The sequence below is a fragment of the Streptomyces sp. NBC_00016 genome (assembly GCF_045040885.1).
Taxonomy (GTDB): domain Bacteria; phylum Actinomycetota; class Actinomycetes; order Streptomycetales; family Streptomycetaceae; genus Streptomyces; species Streptomyces coriariae.
On record NZ_CP108304.1, the window covers coordinates 8,850,136 to 8,874,159 of the forward strand.

The following is a 24,024-nucleotide window of genomic DNA, read 5'->3' on the forward strand; positions in this document are numbered from 1 at the left end:
GGCCGAGACCCGGACACCCGCCGAAGCGTCCCCCGCGGCCGCGCTGTCGGATATGCGCTGCCTGGGCATCCAGGCTCGGCGCGCGGTGAATCTCAGGAAGCCGCGGCGTGGGCAGCGCGCAAGGAGGCTTTGTCGATCTTCCCGACCGCGTTCTTCGCTATGGCCTCTACCACGAAGAACGCGGTCGGACGCTTGAAGCCGGTGAGGCTGCGCGCACAGAGCTCCCGCAGGGCCGTCAGATCGACGGTCACGCCTGGTCGCGGCTGTAGGTAGGCCACGACCACCTCTCCCCACTTCTCGTCCGGTACGCCGATCACGGCGGCTTCGAGCACCGACGGGTCGCCTGTGAGGACGTCCTCGATTTCCTTGGGGTAGATGTTCTCCCCACCACGGATGATCATGTCCTTCGAGCGCCCGACCAGGGTCAGATAGCCCTCGGCGTCGAGGTGACCCACATCGCCCGTGTGCAACCAGCCGTCGACGACGACTCTGGCCGTTTCCTCAGGGCGGCCGAGATAGCCACGCATGACGTTGGGGCCCTTCACGAGGACCTCACCGTCCGTGCCCGGCCCCACCTCGGTACCCTCGGCGTCGACGATCCGAATCTCCTGGCCGGGGAAGGGAAGTCCCACGGTGCCGGCACGTCGCGGGCCCGCGACGGGGTTGACGGTGGACCCGCAGGTTCCTTCGGACAGGCCGTACCCCTCGACAAGAGGGAACCCGTACCGGGCTTCGAACCGGTTCAGCAGCTCGGCGGAGGCAGGTGCGGCGCCACAGACTCCGAACCTCAGCGACGATGTGTCGGGCCGCACGTCGTCCGGGAGCGCAGCGAGCATGCCGTAGATCGTCGGCACGGCGCTGAAGAAGGTGGGGCGCTCCTGCTCGACGAGGTCGAAGAAGCTGTGTGGGTCGAACCGGCGGCCCGCGATGACGACGCTCGCCCCCGCGAGAAGAGGCGTGAGAATGCTGACCACGATGCCGTTGACGTGGAAGAGCGGCAGGATCAGCAGGCACCGGTCGGCTGGCCCGATGTCCAGGGACAGGCGGCCCATCTCCGTCATGGCGTCGATGTTGGCGTGGTCCAGCATCACACCCTTGGGCATCCCGGTGGTGCCGCTGGTGTATATGAGAAGAGCCAGCGCGGACGAGTCCACATGCGGTGCGTGATCCGACCTCACCCCTTCCTTGTACAGTGCGCCGACGGCGAGTACGGCAGTACCGTCCGTGACGGGCGCCTCGCGGTCTTCGACCACCAGCAGACGCGCACCGGAGTCCTTGACCTGTCGGTCCACCTCGACGTCGGTCATGCTCGGGTTGACCGGCGTGATGGTGGCGCCGATCCGCCAGGCGGCGAACAACAGCAGCACGAACTCGATGCGGTTCGTCAGCTTGAGGGCCACCACATCGCCGGGACCGATGCCGAGGTCCTGGAGCTGACGCGCTGCCGCACGGACGCGGTCCAGCAACTGAGTGTTGGTGAGTGACTGGCGCCCGTCCGAGACCGCTGCCCCATCGGGGTCGAGAGCGGCGCGACGGTCGGGCAGTGAAGCGAAGTTCATGGCGGGCGTACCTGTCTCGGTGTTGTGCGATCCGGTCAAGGAGTCGATGCCGGCGCGGGGCGCAGCTGCCGGGTGAGGAACTCGATCTGGTCGCGGACCAGGGCCTCGAAGGTCTCGCCGGTGTAGAAGTCGAAGTGGCCGGCGTCGTACCTCTTGATCTCTCCCCGGGGTGCGGTGCGCGCGTACCGGAGGGTCTGGGCGGGAGGCGTGACGGAGTCGGTGTTGCTGACGCAGAAGAGGATCGGCATGGCGACCTTCTTCGCCGCACGCCCAGGCCGGTAGGTGGCGATGGTCGGAATGACCCGTGCCGCCACCTCGTTGCGGAACGTCGTCCCCGCCGGTTGCAGCGCCTGATATCCGGGCAGGGCGTCCGGAGCGTTCATGAGGGCCGGCGAACCGGGGGCGGAGGCGATGGGAACCATCGCGGGTGCCTTGCCGCGCACTCTGGCCGCCATGTCCCTAGCGAGCACGGGGGTCATCCTGAGCGAGGCGACCGGGCCGAGCGCGAGCGCGGAGGCGAGACCATCGGTGAACGGGCACTGGGACACGGCCGCGCGCAGTTCGGGATGCCGAGAGGCGACGGTGATGGCGTGGCCTCCGCCGAAGGAGCTGCCCCACACCGCGATGCGGGAGCGGTCGACGTCAGGGCGGGCCTTGACGTAGGCGATGGCGGCGTCCCAGTCGGCGAGCTGACGCTTGATCGACAGGAGCTGGCGCGGGTGGCCGCCGCTGTCGCCGAAGTGCCGGTAGGTGAAGGCCACGGCGGCGATGCCGGCCTGAGCGAAACGCTCGGCGAAGGCGTCCAGACGCATCTCGCGGGTGGCGCCGAGGCCGTGCCCGAGGATGACGACGGGCGGGGAGGTGACGCCGGTCGGGAGGTAGAGCCATCCGGCACAGGTGCTGTCGCCGGAGGGGAAGGTGATGTCGTGGCGGGTGAAGGAGTGCGCAGTGGTCATCGTTTGCTCACCGCCGCGTCGTCTTCGTCGAGCGGTGCCCGGGCACGCTGCCCGAGGCGAGCGCCTGGGCGTAGGTGTCCGGGGCGTAGAGCGGGAGCTCGCCGGTGGCGTCCGTCGTCTTCATGTAGTCGAGCATCAGTTCCTGACCGTCCTTCGACATGACTCTGGTGAAGAACTCGGCGCGTTCGACGTGGAGTCCGTCCTCCAGGGGCATCGAGCCGCCGAAGTACACCGACCTCTTGGCGGCCGCGACCGACCCCTTCGACCGCCGGCCGAAGTGCTCCGCGAGTTCGACCGCCTGCGCGACGACCTTGTCCTGGGGTACGACCTTGTCGACCGCACCGTTGGCGAGCGCCTCCGCGGGCGTGAACGGCTTGCCTTCGAGGATCGCGGCCAGGGACCGGTGGGTGCCGATCAGGCGGGTCAGCCGCTGGGTGCCGCCTCCGCCCGGGATGATGCCGAGGAGGATTTCGGGCTGGCCGATGAAGAAGTCCCCGTCGGCCATGACCCGCAGATCGCAGGCCCAGGCGAACTCGGCGCCGAGGCCGAGGGCCGAACCGTTGAGGGCGGCGACGAAGAGGACACCGCTGGCGTTCATCCGGAGGAAGGTCGTGTGCAGACGCTCCAGCTGGAGGGCCCCGCGCATCGGGGTCCTGCGCATCACGGGCCCGAGGAGACGGGACCGGTCCACGTGCTTGGCCATGCGTACGACGGCGGCGGCACCGCGTCGGCCGACCGTCGGGCTCGCGGCGCCCTCTTCCTGCAGCCACCGGACCGAGGCATGGCTGACGAACCGCTCGGGATGTGCCCCGGTGAAGACGACGGCACGGATGCTCGTATCGCGGTCGACCCGGTTCACCAGCTTGTCCAGCTGATGGGCGATATCGAGGCCGAACAACTGGTGCGGGCCGCCGTCGACCCGGACGACAAGGACGGCTCCGCGGTCCTCGATCTCCAGATGACCCTTGTCTTTGTATGGCATGGATTCTGCTCCCGTGCTGAGTTCATGGGGGAGTGCAAAGCGAGTGAGGGAGGGGCTGCCGGCGCCGGGAATCTGGGACAGTGCGTGAAAGCCCGTCCGGGGAGGCGCGCCCGTGTTCGAAACGGCACGTCACTCGAGATGTGTACTATTGCCGTGACGAGTTAGATAACCAAGTTATTTCAAGAGTGTCAATGGTGGAGGCGTGAGAGGCATGGGGCGGCAGAGGCTCGATGACGCACCGGAGCGGCTGGTGCGAGCCGCTGTGGGCCTGCTGGCCGAACAGGGGCCGTCGGCCATCAAGGCGCGTACGGTGGCGTCCGCGAGCGGGCTGTCGACGATGGTCGTCTACGGCCACTTCGGTGGGATCCCCGAACTGATGCGCGCCGTCGCCGACCACGGCTTCAGGGAGCTCGGCGCGGCGTTCGCCCAGGTGCCGGTGACGGATGATCCGATCGCGGATCTCTTCGCCATGGCTTTGACCTGCCGCCGAGTGGCCCACGAGAACCCTCACCTGTACGACCTGATGTTCGGCCTGTCCACTCGTGCGACGTACCGGCCGCTGTCGGACGCGGACCTTCGCTTGAGCGGACATTCGCCGGCCTTCCGGGATGCCCACGTCCATATCACCGCGGCATGTCAACGGCTCGTGGACTCGGGCAGGGCCGAGCGGCAGGAACCTGAAGTCATAGCCGCCCAGTTGTGGAGTCTGGTCCACGGGTACATCACCCTTGAGCTGGCCGAGCACTTCGGCGAGTTCGAGGACCCCCTGATGCAGGTGCTGCTGCCGATGGGCGTGAACTTCTCTGTCGGTCTGGGCGACGAGCGGGAACGGGCCGAAGCCTCGCACGAGGCGGGCGCGCGCCTGTACGACTCGATCGTTCAAGGTCGGTGAACGTCGGTAGGGCAGGTCGCTGTCCCGCGCGGGACTACTCCTGTGCGACTAGGGCGACCCGGTCTCCGCGGCAGAGGTACCGGTGCCCGGCGTGAGCTGGTCATGCCTCCCCAGCGCCGCGACCTCCCGTTCGAGGGACGGAACGGCACGGGCCGCGAAGCGCCTCGCCCATGGCCAGGCCAGTGGCGAATTCAGCGCTGCCTTGGCCCAGTTGGCCACGGCGACCGCGCGCGGGACGTACACGCGGCTGCGGCGGCGCACGAGCCCGTCGACGATCGCGGCAGCCGCCCGGTCGGCACTCGTGGTGACATTGCCCGGGTAGGGAAGCCGGTTGCGCAGGCCCTGGAACGAGGGGAGGTCCGCCTCGGCGCCCCGGACGAGATCCGTGTCGATCCAGGAGGGGTGCACCAGGCCGACCGTGACGCCGAGGTGCGCCACCTCCTGGCGATAGGTCAGGGCGAGCAGCTCGGCCGCGGCCTTGCTGGCGCCGTAGGAGGCCATCGCCGCCAGCGGCATGAAGGACAGCGCGGACGCCACGACCAGCACGTGTCCCCGGCTGCGCTCCAGATGGGGCGTCACGTACTTGAGGGTCCGGAAGACACCGTTCAGATTGATGTCCAGGACCCGCTCGAACGACGCCTCGTCCGTCTGTCGCACGGTCCCGTACGCCACGACGCCGGCATTGGCGACGACGAGATCGATGCCGCCCATGACCCCCGCGGCCTCGTCGATCGCTGACCGCAGGACGGTGCCGTCGCGCACATCGGCCTCACGCCAGGAGGCGGCGGGGCCCAGCTCGCGGGCGAGGTCACGGAGCCGATCGGGCTCCAGTCCGATCAAGGTCACCTGAGCGCCTCGGGCGATGGCCAGACGGGCCACCCTCTCGCCGATGCCGCGCGCCGCTCCGGTGACAACCAGCTTTCTGCCCAGCAAGTCACGTTTCATGGCGGCAACATAACTTCGTTATTTATTGAGCGCAAGATGTCGCGCGTATGAACTGTCGTCGCTCCACCTGCTGGGTCTCACGACTGGACGAACCTGTGCTGGCTGTCATGAGGCGGACCTCCTTTGCGCAGTGGCCCTGTTCGATCGCGCGCACCATGGACTTGCTCGGGGACTGGTGGACGCCGTTGGTGCTGCGTGAGGCGTTCTACGGGATCCGACGGTTCGACGCGTTCCAGGTGTCACTGGGGATCGCGCGCAACACATTGACGGATCGGTTGCGCCGGCTGGTGGACGAGGAGTTGCTGGAGAAACGGCCGTACCAGACGGAGCCGGTGCGGTACGACTACGTGCTCACGGAGAAGGGGCGCGACTTCTACGGTGTGTTGTTGGTGATGAACCGGTGGGGGGACCGCTGGCTGTCCGGTGAAGTGGGCCCGCCGGTGGTCATGCATCACGCCCAGTTCCCGTTCACCGCGAACGCCAAGGCTCATGGCCTGGGTGATTCGACCGGCTTCGTGAAGCTCATCAGTGACGCCAAGTACGGCGAGCTCATAGGCGCTCAGCTCATCGGCCCGGACGTCACCGAGCTGCTCCCCGAACTGACGCTGGCCCAGCAGTGGGACCTCACCGTCCATGAGGTCGCCCGCAACGTCCACGCCCACCCCACCCTCGGCGAGGCGGTCAAGGAAGCCGTCCACGGCCTCGCGGGCCACATGATCAACATGTAGCAGGGCGCTGCCCCCTCGAAATGAACAGGTCGACGCCGGCGGACGCGTTGTCATACACGTTGCGGTGACGCAGCTCCGCGCCCTTGGGGTGGCCGGTGGTGCTGGACGTGCAGAGGGTCACCGCTGTGTCGTCTTCGTCGCGTTCGACCGTCCGGAACGTCACGGGCTGCTCGGCTACGACCGAGGTGTAGGACTCCGGCGTCTCGTCCCCGGACCACGGCGCGCCGCCGCTCTCGATCAGGAAGAACTCGGCGCAGCCCGCTCTTCCGGAATCCCTCCCAGGCGGCCTTCCCGGTCGGCAGCTCCGGGGTTCCCTCGAAGGCGAAGCACGCCCTTCGCGTCGGAGTCGGTGAGGTGGTGGGCGACCTCGCGGCCCTGCAACAGCACGTTCAGCGGCACGACCGCGGCCCCGGCCTTGAGGATGCCGAAGTAGATGCTGGAGAATTGGGGCAGGACAGCGCGACCTTGTCCCCGGGCTGGATCCCGCGCGAGACGAGCAGGTTCGCGACCCGGTTGGCCGCGACGTCGAGGGCCCCGTACGTGATGCGGTCGTCGCCGAAGACGATCGCGGTGCGTTCCGGGTAGCGGGACGCGGAATCCGTCAGCAGTCGTGACGCGTTGCGGCTCAAGCTGTGCATCGTCGTTCTCCGGGGCGTTCGGGCGGGTGGTCAGGGTCCAGTGGTGGGGGTCTAGGCGAAGGCCGGAGGCGGCACGAAGCCGTCCACTTCCCGGCCCAGCAGGGCGGCGAACTCGATGGTGGTGAGATCGCCCCCGCTCGGGCCCATGGCCTGCAGACCGATGGGCAGTCCGCTCCTGCCCTTGCGCACCGGGATGGTCGTCGCCGGCCCCCCGGAGACGTTGGCGACGGCGCTCCACTTGACCTGGTCCCAGTAAGGGCGTCGCACACCTTCGACTTCGAATGGCCGCCCGAACCAGTCGATCAGCTTGTTGTGGTGGGCGGGGGCGGCCGTCGGGGTGACCGGCATGAGCACGATGTCGAAGTCCTGGAAGAACTCGAACCATCGCTGCCGGATCTCATTGCGCACCATGTCGGCCTGGAGCCAGTGATAGTGGGACTGGAAGGTTCCGAGCAGGGCGGGACCGGCGTCACCCCGCGGGTGCTGGAGGAACCGGGCCAGCACTGCGGCGCTGGAGGCAGGAGCGAGGCCGGTGCGGTCGCCCGCGCCGAAGAGCAGGGGCTGGAAGGCCTTCCCGTGATTCGTCGCGATGTCGACAGGGAGGCTGGCGGGCTGGACCGTGATCTTCGCGCCGGCCGCCCGCAGCACAGTGACTGCATCGTCCACGGCTGCCGCGACGTCGCTGTCGACCGGACACGCGGGATCCTCACCCCAGACGGCGACCCGGAAGTCGGCGAGCTTGGTCGCGCGCGGCGGTGCGAGTGTGTAGCTGAAACCGCCGTCGTAGTCGGCGGGCCCGACCGTTGCCCGCAGGATCGGGACGAGGTCACGGGCGTCGCGGACCTGCGCGCCGCCGCAGCCCATGTCGGCCTCGGTCCATCGTCCCGGGCCCGGGCCGTAGGGCACATGCCCGATGAGAGGTATCGACCGCCAGGTCGACTTGTGCCCGTACAGGCCGTTGAAGTGGGACGGGATCCTGGTCGATCCGCCGATTTCCGAGCCGAAGTCGAACGTCGTGAGGCCCGCGGCGGTGGCGACGGCGCCGCCCCCGGCGGATCCGCCCGAGGTACGGGTCGTGTCCCACGGGTTCGATGAAGGACCGAACACCGGGTTGTCGGCCTGGACGTCCTGGTTGCCCGGAGGCATGTTGCTCTTCCCCATGATCACGGCACCGGCCGAACGCAGCCGCTTGACCGCCTCGGCGTCCTGGTCGGGCACGTAGTCCTTGAGGTCTGTTCGCCCGCAGACGGTGCGCATCCCGGCTGTCTCGAAGCTGTCCTTGACCGTGATCGGCACACCGTGCAGAGGACCGAGGTCTCGCCCGGCCGCCCGCGCGGCGTCCGCTTCCCCGGCCTCGCGACGGGCCCGCTCGGGGTCAAGGGTCACCACCGCGTTCAACGCGGTGTTATGGGTGGCGATCCGCTCAAGATAGAGCTCGACGAGTTCCCGGCTCGAGATCTCACCCGCGGCCAGCGCGCGTGACTGCTCCACTGCGGGCTGGAAGGGGACGTCACTCACGGCATGCCTCATCTCTGACTTTGACGGCGCCATCAAATGTGAGTCATAATATTACATTCGACAGACCATAGGCTCGGGATGACGTGCAAGGCAAGGGCCCTGCGGAACGAACGGAGAATCCTGTGGCGTCAGAGGATCCTGTGGCATCAAGGGACGACCTCGTCGCCAACGTCGTCGCGGAGGAGCTACGCACGCAGGCGGCGCGGTAGGGCACTCTGCTGCCCGGCTGCCCGGGACTCGAGGATCTCGTTCGCGGCTGTCTGTCGCCCGAGCGCCGGGACCAGTGCGGCGTCGGATGTCCCTCCGCCGCCTGCCCGACCAGTGCCGTGACCACGAATGTTCACGGTGTCGGCGGACCTGCCGTCGACGTGCCGGTGTGGCGGTGGAGTTCAGCCGACCTCATTGCGGACGGCGGTGTCGAGGTCGGTAGCGGTCAGGCCGAAGGTCTCGGCGGTCTCCGTCGCGTCCATGTGGAACGGCGCGTACCACTGGTAGTCCATCTCGGCCATCTCGCGGGCGATCGGCACGATCAGCCCGGCCGTACGCGTCACGGAGCGCGGTATCTGGATCAGTTTGACCGGTGGCCGGCCTGCCGCGACGGCGTAGCGCCGCGCCAGCTCGCGAATGGTGACGGCCGGCGGGGACGGTACGTGCCAGGGTCGGCCCCACGCGCGTTCTTCCGAGGCCAGCGTGATGAGGGCCTGTGCCATGTCGCCGTTGAAGGTGAAGGTGTGCGGCATGTCCAGGTGGCCGGTGATCCAGGCCGCTTTTCCCTTCTGCAGGGCCGACTTGATGAGCAGGGAGTAGATGCCGTTGGCGTCCTTGCCGATGTAGTCGGAGCCGCGGACCTCGACGGTGCGGATCCCCCCGGCGAGGGCCTGTTCCCACATGCGTCTGCGCAGGCGGCCCTTGTGGCCGGTGGCGGCCATGGGGGTGTGTTCGTTCATCCGGCCGCCGGGCTGCGGACCGTAGGCGTAAAGGCTGCCGGTCAGCGCGAGGACGGCGTCGTTCGCCTTGGCGGCGGTGATGGCCGCCGTCTGCAGGGGCGGCAACAGGCGCTCCCACGCCGTGTATGAGGGTGGATTGGCGCAGTGGTAGATCACTTCCGCGCCGCGGGACAGTTCGGTCAGGCGGGAGGGGTCGGACGCGTCCGCGGCGACTCGGTCGACCAGCGGGTGCTCGGGGCCGGAGCCGCTGCGGGTGACGATGCGGACGCTCTCGCCGCGCTCGGCGAGCAGACGGGCGACGTTGGTACCGATGGAACCGGCACCGATGATGACGTGCTTGGCCATGACGGTTTCTCCTTCTCCGGGGTATCGGTCAGTCGTCCACGCCGGAGCCGGTGTAGGTGGGCACGTCTGCGAGCATGCCGGCGATCTGCGGGTTGAGCTCGTTGCGGCGCCGGTGCAGTCCCTGGATCTTGGCGTTCAGGTCGGGGTCGTCGTCGTCACTGACGTCGAAGATCTCCAGCCGTTCGACCAGGTGCAGCCCGAGGTGGTCGGTCTGGTAGGTGGTCGGGTGCGTCAGGTAGGCGAAGAGCCCGTCGAGATGTTCGACGACGAACACCGCGCCGTACGTGTAGTCGCCGCCGTGGTCGCGGCCGACGACGAAGGACTTGATGGCGGGGTTCGACCGGCCCTGATTGCGCCAGCTCTCCAAGACCTCCTCGATCTGCTCAGGCGTCGCAGTGGCCTTCATCGTGACTCTGTTGATGTGGTAAATCATGACTTACTACTCGTTCCTAACGTCGTTAGATTTCCTAACGGCGTTAACTATGACGCGCGTCGCCGGCGCGGTCAAGGCGGTGACTAGTGTTCGAGGACACCATCGAAGCGAAGTGACGGACCATGCCGACCAGCACGAGACGGGCCCGCGAACGGGCGAACACCCGGGAGCGGATCATCGAGGCCGCGCTGCACGTCCTCGAGACCGAGGGCATCGCGGCCCTGACGATCCGGCGCATCGCCACCGACGTCGAATATTCCGCGCCCGTCGTCTACCAGCACTTCGCCAACAAGGACGCGCTCGTACTGGAGCTGGTCGCGCACGGTCACCGCCTGATGCTGAGCGAGTTCAGCCAAGCCGCGCAGGAGCCCGATACGGACCGGCGCATGACGCGCATTGCGTCGCAGTACGTCCGGTTCGCCGGCGAGCACCCCCACCTCTTCCAGGTCATGAACGACCCGATGGTCGACGCGGACGAACGCCGGCGCGTCGCGGAACCGGTCATCGACGTCCTCAAGGAGCTGCTCACCTCCTGGTCGGCTGCGCACGACGTGGTCCTGGCCGATTTCGACCAGGCTTGTGAGATCCTCTGGGGCACGCTGTACGGCATCGCGTCGCTCAGTCACCTCGGCAGCGTCGGCAACGATCGCGCCCGCTGCCTGGCCGAACAGGCGCTTCGCGCGATCCTCCTCGGCTGGCGAACCGAGAAGCCGGCGAACGGTCGACCGGCGAGCAGCCAGGTGCTCTGACCGCTGTGGTTCGCCGGGTTCAGGGGAGGACCGGAGTGTTCGTCGAGATCGTCTTCGTGGGGCTGCCGATCGATCGTGACGACGTCGAGGAGGCTCTGGAGACGGCGTTCGAGCTCGACGGCGAGGTCACCGGCGCGGGCAGCGGCATGGGTCGTTGCCATCTTGACCTTGAAATCGCGGAGAGCCGGACACGACCGCGGCCCTGGAGCGGCTCCGGACGGTGCTGTCCGAACTGGAGTCGCGGACTGCGAGACGTTGAACGTCAGCGAATGATCAAGCCGCCGTCCTCGCTCGTCCGCCCCATCGGATGCCCTTCTCACTGCGGCTGCGGGCGCGCTCTCGACGTTGGGCGGCAAGGACGTCGGGGTGGCGGGCGTTGGCGTTGCGCCAGCGGAGATAGGCGTGGAGGGCCCGGGTCTGTGTGGTGTGGTTGCGGTGGTTGGAGTTGGCGATGGTGAACTGTCGCAACGGCCCGAAGTGGGCCTCGATCGGATTGGCCCAGGACGCGTAGGTCGGCGTGAAGCACAGCTCGACCCTGTTCTTCTTCGCCCAGCGGCGGATGGTGTCGCCCTTGTGGGCGGACAGGTTGTCCATGATGACGTAGATCGGGGCGCCGTCCGGGCGAGCGGCCCGGATCGACCTGAGCGCGGCCAGGGTGTTCGCGGCGCCCTTCTTGCGACGGTTGACGCCCCACAGGGTGTCGTCGCCGATCGAGTAGCAGTCGTGGAAGTACCTCACTCCGTGAGTGCGGTGGTACGTCGCGGGACGGCGCTCGGGGTGACCAGGAGCAGCCCAGCACGCGCCAGCGGCGGGCCGGATACCAAGCGGGCCGAACTCGTCGAACGCGAACACCCGGTCAGGGAAGCGTTCCAGCAGGTGCTCGATGCAGTCGAGCTTGGCGTCGCGCTCGGGGTCCGGTGACTCCTTCCAGGTCTTGGTGCGCTGGAAGGTGATGCCGCGACGGGCGAGCAGGCACCGTAATGCCTCGCGGCCGATCCGGATCACGCGCTCGTGCACTTTTCGCAGGTAGGTGGCGGGTTTGCGGATGGACCAGCGGGTGAAGGGCTGGCCGAGCTTGGTGGGGCGGGTGGTGGCCGTCTGGATGACGAAGTCCTCGTCGTCAGGACTGAGCAGGCGGGGACGGCCTCCCGCCCACTGAGGGTCCAGGCAGGCCAGGCCGATCTCGTTGAATCGGTGGATCACGTCCCGGACGGTGTCCTCGTCGGCCTGCACCAGCTTCGCCATCACCGGCACCCGGTTCCCGCGGGCCGAGGCCAGCAGCATCATCGCCCGCCGGAACCGCACCGAACTGGTGCTGCCCCGGCGCACGATCTGCTGTGGTTTCTGCCCCTCCTGATCGGTCAACCTGCGCACACGGACAGGCTCTGCCACCACGCCCCCAGCGGTCGGGACGGACGTCAGTGCACATCCAACCGCCACGACCACCAACCCGGCGAACCTAGGGGCAGAGCACTAGATCGGCCGCTGCGAAGGCCTGGGTCGCTGCAGCTGTCCCGCGCCGCCTTCGACTCGAAGTTCGCCGATGAGGTCCTCGAGAAGGGCATCGAGAACGCCCTCGCGTTCATCTAGTGAGCAATGTGGGATCAGGCCGGATCGACGAATATGTCGAGCGCGAGATCACCTTCGAAGTCGGCAGGGCTGTAGACGGACAGGTCGGTGACGCCCTCGTCCGACAGGACCTCGTCGTCGATGAACAGGTTGGCGGTGCACTTCCGCGCGTCACGCGTGAGGATGGCGTACGCGGCGTCAGCCATGATTCGCGGACTACGGGCTTGTCCGGCGCCGCCGACCACGTTGCGCACGGCGGCCGTGTCGATCAGGGTCCGCGGCCACAACGAGTTGGCGGCGATGCCGTCGGCGGCGAGCTCCTCGGCGAGCCCGATGGTGCACAGACTCATGCCGTACTTCGACAGCGTGTAACCGAGATGCTTCCCCACCCAGTGCGGCGCGAGGTTCAACGGCGGGGAGAGCGTGAGGATGTGCGGGTTGCCCGCCTTGCGCAGGTGCGGGATAGCGGCCTTGCTCAGCAGGAACGTGCCACGCGTGTTGATGTCCTGCATCAGGTCGTACCGCTTCATCTCCAACTGCTCCGACGACGACAGGTCGATCGCGCTGGCGTTGTTCACCACGATGTCGATGCCACCGAAGGCGCTGACCGCCGCGTCGACAGCGGTGCGCACATCGTCCTCGTTGCGGACGTCACCGACGACGGCCAGCCCCTTGCCGCCCGCGCGCTCAATCTCGTCAACGGCGGTGTGGACCGTGCCTTCGAGCTTCGGATGCGGCACGGCGGTCTTGGCGAGCATCACCACGTTCGCACCGTCGCGGGCCGCGCGCAGAGCGATGGCGAGTCCGATGCCGCGGCTGCCTCCCGACATCAGGATGGTCTTGTCGGCCAGCGTCTGTGTCATGGTCGAACCTCCAAAATAGATTGCCAAGCTAATGGTACGTGGTGCTAATGATATCTTCCCCGTATGACTTCCACTCCCACACGCCAGATCGACCGGCTCTACCACGAGCTCCTCGCCCCCAAAGAGACACAGTCCGTTCGCGCTGCCGTGCGCCGGATCGCAGAGCACGAAGTGGCTCCGCACGCCGTGGCGATCGCGGGGGGCGACGAGCGCACGGACGGCTTCCCCCGGCATGTGTTTGACGGGCTTGCGTCGGCGGGGGTCTTCCGGATCCCCTTCCCCAGCGAGGTCGGCGGCGACGGTCTGACCCACCCGGCGACCGCCACCGCCGCGGCCGTCGAGGAACTGGCCTACTACTCCAGCAGCGTCGCGGCCGTCTTCGATGTGCACTGCATCCTGGCGGGCAACGCCCTGCGGCAGGGCACCGAGGAGCAGCAGCAGCGATGGCTGCGAAAGGTCGCGGAAGGCTCAGTGGTCGGCGCCTTCGCCACCACCGAGCCGGATGCCTCCAGCGACCTGTCTCCGCAAGCGGTACAGACCGAGGCGATACGCACCGAGGCCGGCTGGGTGCTGAACGGCCACAAGCGGTGGATCTCCAACTCGCCCGTCGCCGGGTTCGTGGTGGTTCTCGCCCGCACCGGCACCCGGCTGAGCATGTTCATCGTCGACACGGCACTTCCCGGAGTGGAAGTCGGCCTTCCCGACCGCAAGATGGGCAACCGCGGCCAGCTCACCGCGGACATCCGCTTCACGGATGTGCACCTGACCGACGACGACCTCCTCGGTGGCGCCGAGGGACACGGACTGCGCCACGCGCTGTCCACTCTGACCTACGGCCGGATCGGCATCGCGGCTGCCGGGGTCGGCATGGCGCAGGCCGCCTTCGACCACACCGTGGCCCACCTGTCGACGCGACACGCCTTCGGCAAGCCGGTGGCCGCCAACCAGCACTGGCAGTTCCTGCTCGCCGAACGGGCCACCGAGATCGAGAACGCCCGCACCCTCTACACCAAGGCCGCCCTGCGCCTGGACGCGGGCAACCCGTCCCCGGAGCCCGAGGCCGCGATGGCGAAGTACTACGCCACCAAGCTGTCGGTGGACATGGCGCGCGACGCCGTCCAGGCCTTCGGAGGCCTCGGCTTCGCGCGCGAACTGGGTGCCGACGGCAGCCCCGGTCCCGTCGAGGCGATCTACCGGGACAGCAAGATCGGCGAGATCTATGAGGGCACCAACGAGATCCAGAAGTGGGTCATAGCCCGGCAGATCTTCGGTCGGGCCATCGTCGGCTGACCACCCAGGACGCACCGGCCGTAAGCCGGCGGACGGGGGAATCCCGCCGGCCTGCAGCGGTCCTGGCGCCTCGGGCTTTCTCGTACGATGGACAGGACCATACGTACGACTAACCATGGGCGGGATAAAGGATGTCCGAGGCTCCGCTGGTACCGGGGACAGTGGCCGAACACACCATCTGCCTGCTGGTCAAACTCGGACAGGTGGCGTTCAGGATCGCCGAGGACGGCCTCGGCGGGACCGGCCTGCGAGTGCGGCATTACAGCGTCCTGCAGGCTTTGGCGGACAACGGTGCCATGCCGCAACTGGCACTTGGCTCGTTCCTGCGCATCGACCCCGCGACGATGGTGACGAGTCTCGACGACCTGGAGCGCGCCGGATACGCGGAGCGGACACGAGATCCGCAGGACCGTCGCCGCTACGCCGTGGACATCACCGCCGAAGGGCGCAAGGTCCTGGCCCGCCTCAACCGCACACTCGTCGATCTCGACGGCGAAATCCTCGCAGACCTGGGCACCACGGAACGACAGTCGCTTCACGTCCTGCTGGACAGTCTCGCGGGAAGTCCCGCTCTGACCTCCCTGTTCGACACCGTCCGGGAGCAGAACGGTGGGAAACGGGCTTAACGGCTCTAGGGGATCGCCCCGGGGTATAGCGCTATGTCCCGGTTCTGGCGAAGTCGGCTTGCCGGGCCGTACGCCCTCCGGCGGTCTTCGGCGGCCTCAGCGGTGGGCAGGGGGCGCCCTGTTCGTAGGCCATGCGTCAATTGGGTCGAGCATGGGGCAACACCCGAGTCGCTGACCGTGATCGACGCGATCCGCGTCCGGGTGGGCCGGTGCTCGGGGCGGGGTCACCCCGCGACGAGGGCCATCCGGTCGCTGATCTCTCCTGCTGTGGCGAGGGCCTTCTGGGCGATCTCCGTCTCGGCCTCCGGGCAGACCCGGTAGGCGAGAGCGGCCACGCTCACCGCTGCGACCACGTGCTGAAGCGGTCCCTCGGCCGGCCCGGCGACCGCCCCGTCGGCGCGAGGCGGTCGTGCAGGGGACGCATGGGGGAGATGAGGCGGTCTCCGGGCCCGCAACGCCGTGAGGCGGACGAGCTCACGGTGGATCGAGAGAGCGCTTTCGGCCATTGATCTGACTCCCCGTCAGTTCTCGCGATTCTCCCGTTGCCCCCACAGGCGGGGCGGCAACAGTGAGCTCACAGGCCCTGGACCAGGTCCTGTGAGCCGCAGTCTGCCGTCCCCTCATGCCTGAGGAAACCATGACTCCCACCCCCCACCTCACCGAACTCGCCGCCCGCGTGGAGCGCCCCGCCCCCTTCCAGCCCGTGGAACATTCGCTTCTCCCGCACGCCGGTACCGCGACGGTGGACATCGTCGTTCCGGTATACAACGAGGAACGAGCACTGCCCGGTTGCCTGCGCACGCTCCATGCCCGGCTGTCCCAGGGCTTCCCCTTCCCCTGGCGGATCACCGTCGCCGACAACGCCAGTACCGACGAGACCCTCGCCACCGCCCGCCGCCTCGCGGACGAGCTGCCCGGCGTCGGCGTCGTCCACCTGGACCGCAAGGGGCGTGGACTTGCGCTGCGCACCGTCTGGGGCGCCAGCGACGCGGACATCGTGGCGTACATGGACGTGGACCTCTCCACCGGCCTCGACGGACTGCTCCCGCTGGTCGCGCCCCTGGCCAGCGGCCACTCGGACCTCGCGATCGGCTCCCGGCTGGCTTCCGGCGCGCGCACGGTCCGCGGCCCGCGCCGCGAGTTCGTCTCCCGCTGCTACAACGGCATCATCCGGCTCACCCACGGAGTCCGCTTCACCGACGCCCAGTGCGGGTTCAAGGCGGCCCGCACGGACGTGCTCCGGCCGCTGCTGGAAGTGACCCGCGACGACGCGTGGTTCTTCGACACCGAGCTGCTCCTGCTCGCCGAGCACAACGGACTGCGTATCCACGAGGTCCCGGTCGACTGGGTCGAGGACATCGACACCCGGGTGGATGTGGTGAGCACCGCCAGGGAAGACCTGCGGGGCCTGTGGCGCATGGCGCGGCTCAAGGCGTCCGGTGACGCCCGGGTCGAGGTGCGGGCGCGCCCCGAGCCGGCCGCCGAACACCCCGACGCCGTCCTCGCCCCCTCCGCACGGCGCGGTGTGCTGTCGTGGGAGGTCGGCTGTTTCCTCGCGATCGGTGTCGTCTCCACGGTCGGACAGGCCTTGCTGTATTGGCTGTTGCGCGGTTGGTGGTCTCCGGCCGTCGCCAACCTGATCTCGCTGTTCGGCCTCACCGTCCTCAACACCGAGGCGAACCGCCGCCTCACCTTCCGGTACGCCGCCACCCCGCCCGCACGGGCGCACCTCGGTGCCGGGGGCCTGTTCCTCCTCGGCTATCTGGTCACCTCCGCCGCGGTGCTGTGGTTCAAGCGGCTCGATCCCGGTGCCTCGCCGGCCGCGGAGACCGCGGTCCTCGCCACGGCGTCGGTCGCGGTCACCTGCGTGCGCTTCGCCGTACTGCGGCTGGCCGTCTTCACCGACCCCCGTAGCCGTACCCGTTGACGAGAGCGAATTCCGACATGAGCAACTCCGCACACATCAGGCCCGCACCGGCGGCATCGGCACACGAGGGGAGGCACACGAGTACGTCCGTCCGCTCGCTCCCCACCTGGGCGGCACCCGCTGCGCTCGGAGCCGTCCTCGTGCTCGCGGCCGTCCTGTACGGCTGGGCACTGGGCTCCCTGGGGTGGGGCAACAGCTACTACTCGGCGGCCGTGAAGTCGATGGGGAAGAGCTGGACCGACTTCCTCTTCGGCTCCTTCGACCCGGCGGGCGTGATCACGGTCGACAAGCCCCCGGCCGCGCTGTGGCCGCAGGTGATCAGCAGCAGGATATTCGGGATGCACGGCTGGGCGCTGATCCTGCCGCAGGTGCTCGAAGGTGTGGCCGGGGTGCTCGTGCTGCACCGCACCGTGCGCCGCTGGGCGGGGGAGGGAGCGGCGCTGATCGCGGCTCTGGTGCTCACCCTGACGCCCATCACCGTGGCCATCAACCGGGACAACAACCCGGACACGCTGCTGGTCCTGCTGCTGGTGTCGGCGGCGTACGCGCTCACCCGTGCGCTGCAGGCCGAGGGCCGGGCCGCGACCTGGTGGCTGTGCGCGAGCGGCTTCCTGATCGGGTGCGGATTCCTCACCAAAATGCTCGCCGCCTGGATGGTCGTTCCCGCGTTCGCCGTCGCCTGGCTCGTGGGAGGAAGCTGCCCCTGGATACCGCGAGTGCGGCGTCTGCTGGGCGCGGGAGCCATCCTGGCGGCGTCCTCTCTGTGGTGGGTCGCCATGGTGGCCCTGTGGCCTGGCGACCGCCCTTACATCGGCGGCAGCGAGGACGGCTCGGCCTGGGACCTCGTGATCGGCTACAACGGACTGGGCAGGGTCTTCGGTTCCAGCGACGGAACGCCCCAGGGCATGGGGGGCGGGGGCGGTTTCGCCGGCGGGTTCGGCGGCCAGTCCGGCCCGGGCCGGATGTTCGCCACGCAGGTGGGCGGTCAGATCAGCTGGCTGCTGCCGCTTTGCGCGCTGGCTCTGGCCGTCGCCGTCGCCGCGGCGGTGCTGCGCCGACGTGGGAGGCTGCCCGCCTCCGCCCTGCTGCCGGCCTCCGGCTGGCTGCTGTGGGGAACCTGGCTGGTGGTCTGCGCCGCCGTGTACTCGACTCAGAAGGGCATCTTCCACCCCTACTACACCACCCAGCTCGCGCCGGCCATCGCCGCTCTGTGCGGCGGACTGACGGCCAGCCTGGCCCGCGTGCACCGTGCGGGCCTGCGCTGGGCGCCACTGGCCGGCGTGGCCGGGGTCGCGGTGAGCGTGGTCTGGGCGGTGGTGCTGATCCGCCGCGAACCCGACTGGAACGGCTGGCTGGTGTGGCCGGTGCTGCTCGTGGGCTGCGCCGCCGTCGTCCTGCTGGTGCTCTCACGACGGCACGGCCGGTTGCTGACGGCTGCGGTGGGCGCAGCGCTGGCGTCGGTACTGGTGGCCCCGGGAGCCTGGGCGTTGAGCGTGCCCGGCTCCCCCAGCATGGGCGGCTCCAACCCGATGGCCGGTCCGCAGACGCTCGGCCTCGGCGGCGGCATGCCCCGGCAGAGTGGGAACGGCGGCGACCTTCCGTCGGGCATGCCGTCCGGGATGCCGTCGAACATGCCGGGCCTCCCCGGCGGTGACGAGTCCTCGGGCCGGTCAGGTGGACCCCCGTCCGGCGGAATGCCCTCCGGCATGCCCACGGGGGGACCGAACGGCATGCCCGGTACGTCCCAAGGCTCCGGGAGCGCCCCAGGCGGGCGCGGCGGTTTCGGCGATGGGGAACTCACCGCTGATCAGCGGAAGATCCTTCAGTACGCTGTCGAGCACGCACCCGACGCACGCATCAAGCTCGCCGTCGAGGGCGGCGCCCTGTCCGCCGGCGCCTTCATCCTGGGCACCGACGAGACGGTCATCGGCATGGGTGGCTTCACGAACAGCGACAATGCGCCCTCGGTGGCCCAGTTGAAGGAGTGGACCAGGAACGGCGAACTACGCTACATCCTGGGCTCCGACACGAACGGCGGCGGCGTGCCGGGCCTGTCCGGCGGATACACCGAGCAGCGCTCCGACTGGATCGCCGGCCACTGCACCGAGGTTCCGGCGTCGGCATACGGCGGCGACTCCGGTACGTCGTCACAGAACAACGGCGGCGGTGCGAGGGGATTCGGAGGAAGTAACGTGCTCTACGACTGCGCCGCCGAGTAGCCGACGTCCGAGCGACGTTCGCGACACGGCAGAACGGACCAGCAGATCCATGACCGAGCAGCCCGCAACCGCGCGGCCGCGACATCGGCTCCTCGTGGTCGAGGACGAGCCCAGCATTCGCACCTTGCTGGAGGCAACGCTTCGCCTGACCGGATACGAGGTGAGCAGCACCGACACCGGACAGGCGGCCCTCCTGGAGGTCGAACGCCTGAAACCGCATCTGGTGCTGCTGGACGTGATGCTGCCCGACCTGGACGGCTTCGAGGTGACCCGCAGGCTGCGGGCGGCAGGCGACGACTGTCCGATCCTGTTCCTTACCGCCCGCACAGGCACCGACGATCGCATCACCGGCCTCGGTGCCGGCGGGGACGACTACGTCACCAAACCCTTCAGCATCGAGGAGGTGCTGCTGCGCATCGAGGCCATTCTGCGTCGCACGGCGCCGGCCGCCGCATGGCAGGCGGTGCAGAGTGTTCTGCGCTACGCCGACCTCGAACTCGATGAGGGCGCCCACGAGGTGCACCGCGCAGGGCAGTACATCGCCCTGTCTCCGACCGAGTTCAAGCTCCTGGCATACCTCCTGTCGAACGCGGGCCACGTGGTGAGCAAGGTCCAGATCCTCGACCACGTCTGGAGCTACGACTTCGCGGGCGACTCGCGGATCATCGAAACGTACGTCAGGTACCTGCGCAGGAAGATCGATTGCTTCGAGCCGCCACTGATCCACACCGTGCGTGGCGTCGGCTACTGCCTGAGGCTTCCCCGCGACCACTCAGGGACGTCGGACCAGTGACCCGGTTCCTGCCCCGGCCGCCCAGGTCGGTGCGACGGCGCCTCGTCCTCGGCGCCGCTCTGCTCGCCACCGTGGCAGTCCTGACCTCCCAGGCGATCGGCTTTGTGGTGCTTCGCTCCTGGCTGCTGGACCGCGTCGACGAGCAGCTCGTCGGGTTCCATCCGCCGGCTCCCGCCTATTACGACGCGCTCCGAGGCAGGCTCCCGCACTCGGGAGCACGTCCGGACGTGCTTCCCTCGGACTTCCACATCTACTTCTACGACTCCTCCGGGCGCCGTCTGAACAGCTCCCTGGGCTCCGAGACCAGGCCAGGACCTCGGTTGGCCGATCAGGCGGAGGACCTCGGGCTGCAGGACGGGCACCCCGAGACCGTGCCCGCCATCAGTGGTGACGGCCGCTGGCGGGTGCTGCTGAACCCCGGTCCGGACGGCATGGGAGCGGTGGTCGCCCTTCCGCTCGAGACCGTCGACGGCGCCACATCGAAGCTTCTGTGGCTGAACGCCGTGCTGCTCGCCGTCACGATCGTCGCCCTGATCGCCCTGGGCCGGTGGGTGGTCCGTCTGGGGCTGCTGCCCCTGACCAGAATGGAACGGACGGCTCAGGACATCACCGCAGGCCGACTCGATCTGCGGTTGACCGACACCGATGCGCGTACCGAGATCGGACGACTCGGCCAGGTCCTGAACTCCATGCTCGACCGCCTGCAGAAGGCGCTGCTGGCCCGAGAGGCCTCGGAGGCCCGCCTGCGCCGGTTCGTCGCCGACGCCGGGCACGAACTGCGCACTCCGCTCACCGCCATCCAGGGCTACGCCCAGCTCGCCCTCCGTCCTGAACCGCGCTCGGCCCTCGACCGAAACGAGGCCGACCGGTTCATCGCGCAGAACGCGGAACGCATGAGTCTGCTCGTGGACGACCTCCAGTTGCTCGCGACCCTGGACAAAGAACCCTCCTACCGCAGGGACCGGGTCGACCTGCTGACCCTCGCGGCGGACGCCATCAGCGCCGCCGCCGTCCACAGCGAGGCCCACCCCGTCGACCTCGGCCCGCTGCACACCCCGGCCGATCCCACCGGAGCCGAGGAACTCGACGTCGCGGAGACCGTCGGCGACCCGCACCGTCTGCGTCAGATCGTGGAGAACCTGCTCTCCAACGCCCGCACCCACACCCCACCGGGCACCCGCGTCCACGTTCGCGTCGGCTCGACCGAGGCGGGTGCCGGAACCGGAGGGACGGAGCGACCCGGACGCACCACCGCTTCACCGCCTCTGCCGGAGGGCCTGCCGATCACCGTGATCGAGGTGGCCGACGAAGGACCGGGCCTCGAACCCGCCGACGCCGAACTCGTCTTCGAGCGCTTCTACCGCGCCGACCCCGCCCGCTCCCGCATCCACGGCGGCAGCGGCCTCGGCCTGGCCATCGCCGCGACCATCGCCGAGGGCCACGGCGGCCGCCTCGAACTCGACACGGTCTCCGGCCGCGGCTGCACCTTCCGGCTGGTTCTGCCCGCAGCCGACTTCGGCCGGGAAGCCCGCTGATCCCGCGCGTACGGGTGTGCGGCCCTCAGGGACCGAGAGCGACAGCGGCTCCCCGGACATATGGACGGGACCGGGAGAACGACCCACCATCCCCGAACACGTCCGGCGGGCCATGGCGAGGCTCGGCCCCGAAGCTCGCCCGGCCCCGTTCAAAGTCGGGCGATAGGCCGCCATACTGGACCGGCCAGGGGAGGGCCGGAAAGCAACGGGGGCGGCGGCGCACTATGGCGGAGAGCAGGGTGATCCAGGGCCGGTACCGGCTGCTGGACCGGATCGGGCGCGGTGGCATGGGCGAGGTGTGGCGGGCCCGTGACGAGTCCCTCGGCCGGCAGGTGGCCGTGAAGTGCCTCAAACCGATCGCCCCGCACCACGATCCGGCCTCCGGACGCGTCCTGCGGGAACGCTTCCGGCGTGAGGGCCGCGTCGCGGCCGCGCTCCAGCACCGCGGGGTGACGGTCGTCCACGACTTCGGCGACAGCGACGGTGTCCTCTTCCTGGTCATGGAGCTGCTCGACGGCAGCAACCTGTGCCAGCTGCTGGACGACAACGAGCGCCGGCCGCTGCCCGTCGCCGACGTCGTGGAGGTCGCCGACCAGGTCGCCGCGGCCCTCGCCTACACGCACCGGCAGGGCGTGGTGCACCGCGACCTGAAGCCCGCGAACATCGTGCGGCTCGCCGACGGCACGGTGAAGATCTGCGACTTCGGCATCGCCCGCCTCGGCCACGACATCGGCTTCACCTCCCGACTCACCGGCACCGGCATAGCCATGGGCACCCCGCACTACATGTCGCCGGAGCAGATCGGCGGGGAGGAGGTCGACCAGCGCAGCGACCTCTACTCGCTGGGCTGTGTGCTGTACGAGATCGCCACCGGGGCCCCGCCGTTCGACCTGGACGACCCGTGGGCGATCCTCGTCGGCCACCGGGACACCCCGCCCCGGCCGCCGCGCGAACTCCGCCCCGACCTGCCCGACCACCTCGACCGGATCATCCTGGACCTGCTGGCGAAACGGCCCGACCAGCGCCCCCAGGACGCCCGTGAGATCGTCCGGCGCATCGCCGCGGGCCGCACGGCGCCGTCGTACGTCCCGACCCTGGTGACGCCCCGGCCCGAGCTGCGGCCGCCCGGGCCCGCCGGCCGCGAGCCGCGGCTGCCGTCCTGGACGCAGGGCATGACGACCGGTCACAAGGCCACCGGCGCCGCACTGCGGGTCACGCCGCCGGACGCGGGGGCGGCCCTGACCGGCGAGTGGATCCCCCGGCCGGCGCTCGGCGCGGTCCCCGCCCCGCCGGCCCCGGACACGCCGTCCCCGCAGGCGCTCACCGCGCTCGCCGGACGGCACAGCGCGGGCCTCAGCCTGGGGCGGCTCGGCCGCTGGGCGGAGGCCGGGGAGGTGCACCGCGCCGTCGCCGCCGAACGCGCGCACCTGCTCGGCGCCGACCACCCCGAGACGCTCGCCAGCCGCTACGAGGTCGCCTTCACCCTGAGCCGCACCGGCCGCGCCGCCGACGCGCTGCGCGAGTACCAGCACGTGGCCGCCGCCCGTACCCGGGTGCTCGGCGCCGACCACGCCGACACGCTCGCCACCCGGCAGGAGATGGCCTACGTGCTCGGCCGGCTGGGCCGCCACTTCGACGCCCACCAGGTGTACGCCTCGGTCCTCGCCGCCCGGGTGCGCACGGCGGGCCCCGACCACCCCGACACCCTGCGCTGCCGCCACAACCTCGCCTTCAACCTCAGCAGGCTCGGCCGGCTGGAGGAGTCCTACCGGATGGCGAGCGAGGTGGCCGTCGCCCGCGCCCGCGTCCTGGGCCCCGCCCATCCGGACACCCTGGTCACCCGCTACGAAGTCGCCTACGCCCTGGGACAGTTGGGCCGCTGGCCGGAAGCCCTCCAGACCTACCGCGAGGTCGCCGCGGCCCGCGCGCAGGCCCTCGGCCCCGACCACCCCGACACCCTCGCCGCCCGCTACGAGACCGGCATCAGCCTGGGCCGCCTCGGCCGCAGCGCGGAGGCGCTCCAGCTCTACCGCGATCTGGTGGACGACCGCACCCGCATCCACGGCCCGGCGCACCCCGAGACCCTGCGGGCCCGCCACGGCCTCGGCGTCAACCTCGGCCGGCTGGGCCGCTGGGAGGAGGCTCTCGCCGAGTCCCGGGACGTGTGCGCCATCCGGGAGCGCGTGCTCGGTGCCGACCACCCCGACACGCTGGTCAGCCGCCGCGAGGTCGCCGTCGGTCTGGGCTGGCTGGGCCGCTGGACCGACGCCCTGACCGAGTACCGGCGGGTGGCCGCGGCCCGTGAGCACCTGCTGGGCGCCGATCACCCCGACACCCTCGCCGCCCGCAACGACGAGGCCCACTGCCTGGAACGGCTCGGCCGGGGCCAGGAGGCGGTCGAGCTGTACCGGAGGGTGGCGGTGCTCCAGCAGCACCGGGCGGTCGGCGGAGCGTAAGCCCTCACCCCCGCACCCCTGGCCGACCTTGATCGGCTCGTGTTACGAAGAACC

The 24,024-nt window shown here is 69.5% G+C and carries 21 protein-coding genes and 2 pseudogenes; 11 read left to right on the forward strand and 12 right to left on the reverse strand.

Annotated features, from left to right (window positions below; translation table 11 throughout):
• Nucleotides 1-92 precede the first annotated feature (92 nt).
• Genes OG933_RS39335 through OG933_RS39345 form a run of 3 tightly spaced genes read right to left on the reverse strand, consistent with a single transcriptional unit; the run spans nucleotide 93 to nucleotide 3,497 of the window.
• Nucleotides 93-1,559 (reverse strand): class I adenylate-forming enzyme family protein, encoded by a 1,467-nt coding sequence (locus OG933_RS39335; RefSeq protein ID WP_405631822.1) that lies wholly within the window; start codon nucleotides 1,557-1,559, stop codon nucleotides 93-95.
• 35 nt (nucleotides 1,560-1,594) lie between these two features.
• A complete protein-coding gene (locus OG933_RS39340) occupies nucleotides 1,595-2,515 on the reverse strand; it encodes an alpha/beta hydrolase (RefSeq protein ID WP_405631824.1) in 921 nt (306 codons plus the stop codon).
• A 7-nt stretch (nucleotides 2,516-2,522) separates the two neighbouring features.
• Complete coding sequence (locus OG933_RS39345; RefSeq protein ID WP_405631826.1) at nucleotides 2,523-3,497, reverse strand: enoyl-CoA hydratase/isomerase family protein; 975 nt, start codon at nucleotides 3,495-3,497, stop codon at nucleotides 2,523-2,525.
• 211 nt (nucleotides 3,498-3,708) lie between these two features.
• Here OG933_RS39345 and OG933_RS39350 point away from each other — a divergent pair, with 211 nt between their 5' ends.
• The gene (locus OG933_RS39350; RefSeq protein WP_405631828.1) at nucleotides 3,709-4,389 is read left to right on the forward strand and encodes a TetR/AcrR family transcriptional regulator; all 681 of its coding nucleotides are present in this window, start codon (nucleotides 3,709-3,711) and stop codon (nucleotides 4,387-4,389) included.
• A 48-nt stretch (nucleotides 4,390-4,437) separates the two neighbouring features.
• Here the strand turns inward: OG933_RS39350 and OG933_RS39355 are convergent, their stop codons facing one another.
• Nucleotides 4,438-5,334 carry an SDR family oxidoreductase gene (locus OG933_RS39355; protein ID WP_327181333.1) on the reverse strand — a complete coding sequence of 299 codons (897 nt, stop codon included), beginning with the start codon at nucleotides 5,332-5,334 and terminating at the stop codon, nucleotides 4,438-4,440.
• Nucleotides 5,335-5,489: 155 nt separating this feature from the next.
• Here OG933_RS39355 and OG933_RS39360 point away from each other — a divergent pair.
• Both OG933_RS39360 and OG933_RS39365 read left to right on the forward strand, forming a co-directional pair.
• Nucleotides 5,490-5,744: pseudogene (locus tag OG933_RS39360) on the forward strand (winged helix-turn-helix transcriptional regulator); the annotation flags it as partial.
• A gap of 45 nt (nucleotides 5,745-5,789) precedes the next feature.
• A pseudogene (locus OG933_RS39365) lies at nucleotides 5,790-6,062 on the forward strand (dihydrolipoyl dehydrogenase); the annotation flags it as partial.
• Here the strand turns inward: OG933_RS39365 and OG933_RS39370 are convergent.
• The 5 genes from OG933_RS39370 to OG933_RS39390 form a co-directional block, all read right to left on the reverse strand.
• Nucleotides 6,052-6,225: an AMP-binding protein gene (locus tag OG933_RS39370; protein WP_405631830.1), complete on the reverse strand. Its 174-nt coding sequence runs from the start codon at nucleotides 6,223-6,225 to the stop codon at nucleotides 6,052-6,054. The pseudogene OG933_RS39365 and the gene OG933_RS39370 overlap by 11 nt on opposite strands.
• A gap of 226 nt (nucleotides 6,226-6,451) precedes the next feature.
• Nucleotides 6,452-6,691 (reverse strand): AMP-binding protein, encoded by a 240-nt coding sequence (locus OG933_RS39375; protein ID WP_405631833.1) that lies wholly within the window; start codon nucleotides 6,689-6,691, stop codon nucleotides 6,452-6,454.
• A gap of 60 nt (nucleotides 6,692-6,751) precedes the next feature.
• Complete coding sequence (locus OG933_RS39380) at nucleotides 6,752-8,218, reverse strand: amidase (RefSeq protein WP_327181332.1); 1,467 nt, start codon at nucleotides 8,216-8,218, stop codon at nucleotides 6,752-6,754.
• A gap of 389 nt (nucleotides 8,219-8,607) precedes the next feature.
• Complete coding sequence (locus OG933_RS39385) at nucleotides 8,608-9,510, reverse strand: SDR family oxidoreductase (RefSeq protein WP_405631836.1); 903 nt, start codon at nucleotides 9,508-9,510, stop codon at nucleotides 8,608-8,610.
• Nucleotides 9,511-9,538: 28 nt separating this feature from the next.
• Entirely contained in the window at nucleotides 9,539-9,943 is a 405-nt protein-coding gene (locus tag OG933_RS39390) for a Dabb family protein (protein WP_405631839.1), read from the reverse strand.
• A 122-nt stretch (nucleotides 9,944-10,065) separates the two neighbouring features.
• Here OG933_RS39390 and OG933_RS39395 point away from each other — a divergent pair, with 122 nt between their 5' ends.
• Nucleotides 10,066-10,692 carry a TetR/AcrR family transcriptional regulator gene (locus OG933_RS39395; RefSeq protein ID WP_405631841.1) on the forward strand — a complete coding sequence of 209 codons (627 nt, stop codon included), beginning with the start codon at nucleotides 10,066-10,068 and terminating at the stop codon, nucleotides 10,690-10,692.
• A 273-nt stretch (nucleotides 10,693-10,965) separates the two neighbouring features.
• Here OG933_RS39395 and OG933_RS39400 read toward each other — a convergent pair whose 3' ends face one another.
• Complete coding sequence (locus OG933_RS39400; RefSeq protein ID WP_405631844.1) at nucleotides 10,966-12,084, reverse strand: IS630 family transposase; 1,119 nt, start codon at nucleotides 12,082-12,084, stop codon at nucleotides 10,966-10,968.
• Between the two features lie 212 nt (nucleotides 12,085-12,296).
• Nucleotides 12,297-13,124, reverse strand: coding sequence for an SDR family oxidoreductase (locus tag OG933_RS39405; RefSeq protein ID WP_405631845.1), 828 nt, complete (start codon nucleotides 13,122-13,124; stop codon nucleotides 12,297-12,299).
• A 63-nt stretch (nucleotides 13,125-13,187) separates the two neighbouring features.
• On the opposite strand from OG933_RS39405, the gene OG933_RS39410 reads away from it, so the two are divergent.
• On the forward strand, nucleotides 13,188-14,414 hold the full coding sequence (locus OG933_RS39410) for an acyl-CoA dehydrogenase family protein (protein WP_327181327.1): 1,227 nt from the start codon (nucleotides 13,188-13,190) through the stop codon (nucleotides 14,412-14,414).
• A 131-nt stretch (nucleotides 14,415-14,545) separates the two neighbouring features.
• Entirely contained in the window at nucleotides 14,546-15,040 is a 495-nt protein-coding gene (locus OG933_RS39415) for a MarR family winged helix-turn-helix transcriptional regulator (RefSeq protein ID WP_405631846.1), read from the forward strand.
• A 224-nt stretch (nucleotides 15,041-15,264) separates the two neighbouring features.
• Here the strand turns inward: OG933_RS39415 and OG933_RS39420 are convergent, their stop codons facing one another.
• The gene (locus OG933_RS39420) at nucleotides 15,265-15,393 is read right to left on the reverse strand and encodes a hypothetical protein (RefSeq protein ID WP_405631849.1); all 129 of its coding nucleotides are present in this window, start codon (nucleotides 15,391-15,393) and stop codon (nucleotides 15,265-15,267) included.
• Between the two features lie 284 nt (nucleotides 15,394-15,677).
• On the opposite strand from OG933_RS39420, the gene OG933_RS39425 reads away from it, so the two are divergent.
• The 5 genes from OG933_RS39425 to OG933_RS39445 all read left to right on the forward strand — a co-directional run bounded on the left by OG933_RS39425 (nucleotide 15,678) and on the right by OG933_RS39445 (nucleotide 23,970).
• Nucleotides 15,678-16,967, forward strand: a complete 1,290-nt coding sequence (locus tag OG933_RS39425) for a glycosyltransferase (RefSeq protein WP_405631851.1) — start codon at nucleotides 15,678-15,680, stop codon at nucleotides 16,965-16,967.
• Between the two features lie 17 nt (nucleotides 16,968-16,984).
• A complete protein-coding gene (locus tag OG933_RS39430) occupies nucleotides 16,985-19,186 on the forward strand; it encodes an ArnT family glycosyltransferase (protein WP_405631853.1) in 2,202 nt (733 codons plus the stop codon).
• 49 nt (nucleotides 19,187-19,235) lie between these two features.
• Nucleotides 19,236-19,979, forward strand: coding sequence for a response regulator transcription factor (locus OG933_RS39435; protein ID WP_405631855.1), 744 nt, complete (start codon nucleotides 19,236-19,238; stop codon nucleotides 19,977-19,979).
• Nucleotides 19,976-21,514, forward strand: a complete 1,539-nt coding sequence (locus tag OG933_RS39440; protein WP_405631857.1) for a sensor histidine kinase — start codon at nucleotides 19,976-19,978, stop codon at nucleotides 21,512-21,514. The genes OG933_RS39435 and OG933_RS39440 overlap by 4 nt, the downstream gene beginning before the upstream one ends.
• Nucleotides 21,515-21,738: 224 nt before the next feature.
• Entirely contained in the window at nucleotides 21,739-23,970 is a 2,232-nt protein-coding gene (locus tag OG933_RS39445) for a tetratricopeptide repeat protein (RefSeq protein WP_405631860.1), read from the forward strand.
• The last annotated feature ends 54 nt before the right edge of the window (nucleotides 23,971-24,024 follow it).

Bases quoted from the DNA above. Each gene is read 5' to 3' on its own strand.
- OG933_RS39335 (WP_405631822.1), bottom strand. From the start codon at position 1,559: ATGAACTTCGCTTCACTGCCCGACCGTCGCGCCGCTCTCGACCCCGAT.
- OG933_RS39340 (WP_405631824.1), bottom strand. From the start codon at position 2,515: ATGACCACTGCGCACTCCTTCACCCGCCACGACATCACCTTCCCCTCC.
- OG933_RS39345 (WP_405631826.1), bottom strand. From the start codon at position 3,497: ATGCCATACAAAGACAAGGGTCATCTGGAGATCGAGGACCGCGGAGCC.
- OG933_RS39350 (WP_405631828.1), top strand. From the start codon at position 3,709: ATGGGGCGGCAGAGGCTCGATGACGCACCGGAGCGGCTGGTGCGAGCC.
- OG933_RS39355 (WP_327181333.1), bottom strand. From the start codon at position 5,334: ATGAAACGTGACTTGCTGGGCAGAAAGCTGGTTGTCACCGGAGCGGCG.
- OG933_RS39385 (WP_405631836.1), bottom strand. From the start codon at position 9,510: ATGGCCAAGCACGTCATCATCGGTGCCGGTTCCATCGGTACCAACGTC.
- OG933_RS39390 (WP_405631839.1), bottom strand. From the start codon at position 9,943: ATGATTTACCACATCAACAGAGTCACGATGAAGGCCACTGCGACGCCT.
- OG933_RS39395 (WP_405631841.1), top strand. From the start codon at position 10,066: ATGCCGACCAGCACGAGACGGGCCCGCGAACGGGCGAACACCCGGGAG.
- OG933_RS39405 (WP_405631845.1), bottom strand. From the start codon at position 13,124: ATGACACAGACGCTGGCCGACAAGACCATCCTGATGTCGGGAGGCAGC.
- OG933_RS39410 (WP_327181327.1), top strand. From the start codon at position 13,188: ATGACTTCCACTCCCACACGCCAGATCGACCGGCTCTACCACGAGCTC.
- OG933_RS39415 (WP_405631846.1), top strand. From the start codon at position 14,546: ATGTCCGAGGCTCCGCTGGTACCGGGGACAGTGGCCGAACACACCATC.
- OG933_RS39425 (WP_405631851.1), top strand. From the start codon at position 15,678: ATGACTCCCACCCCCCACCTCACCGAACTCGCCGCCCGCGTGGAGCGC.
- OG933_RS39430 (WP_405631853.1), top strand. From the start codon at position 16,985: ATGAGCAACTCCGCACACATCAGGCCCGCACCGGCGGCATCGGCACAC.
- OG933_RS39435 (WP_405631855.1), top strand. From the start codon at position 19,236: ATGACCGAGCAGCCCGCAACCGCGCGGCCGCGACATCGGCTCCTCGTG.
- OG933_RS39445 (WP_405631860.1), top strand. From the start codon at position 21,739: ATGGCGGAGAGCAGGGTGATCCAGGGCCGGTACCGGCTGCTGGACCGG.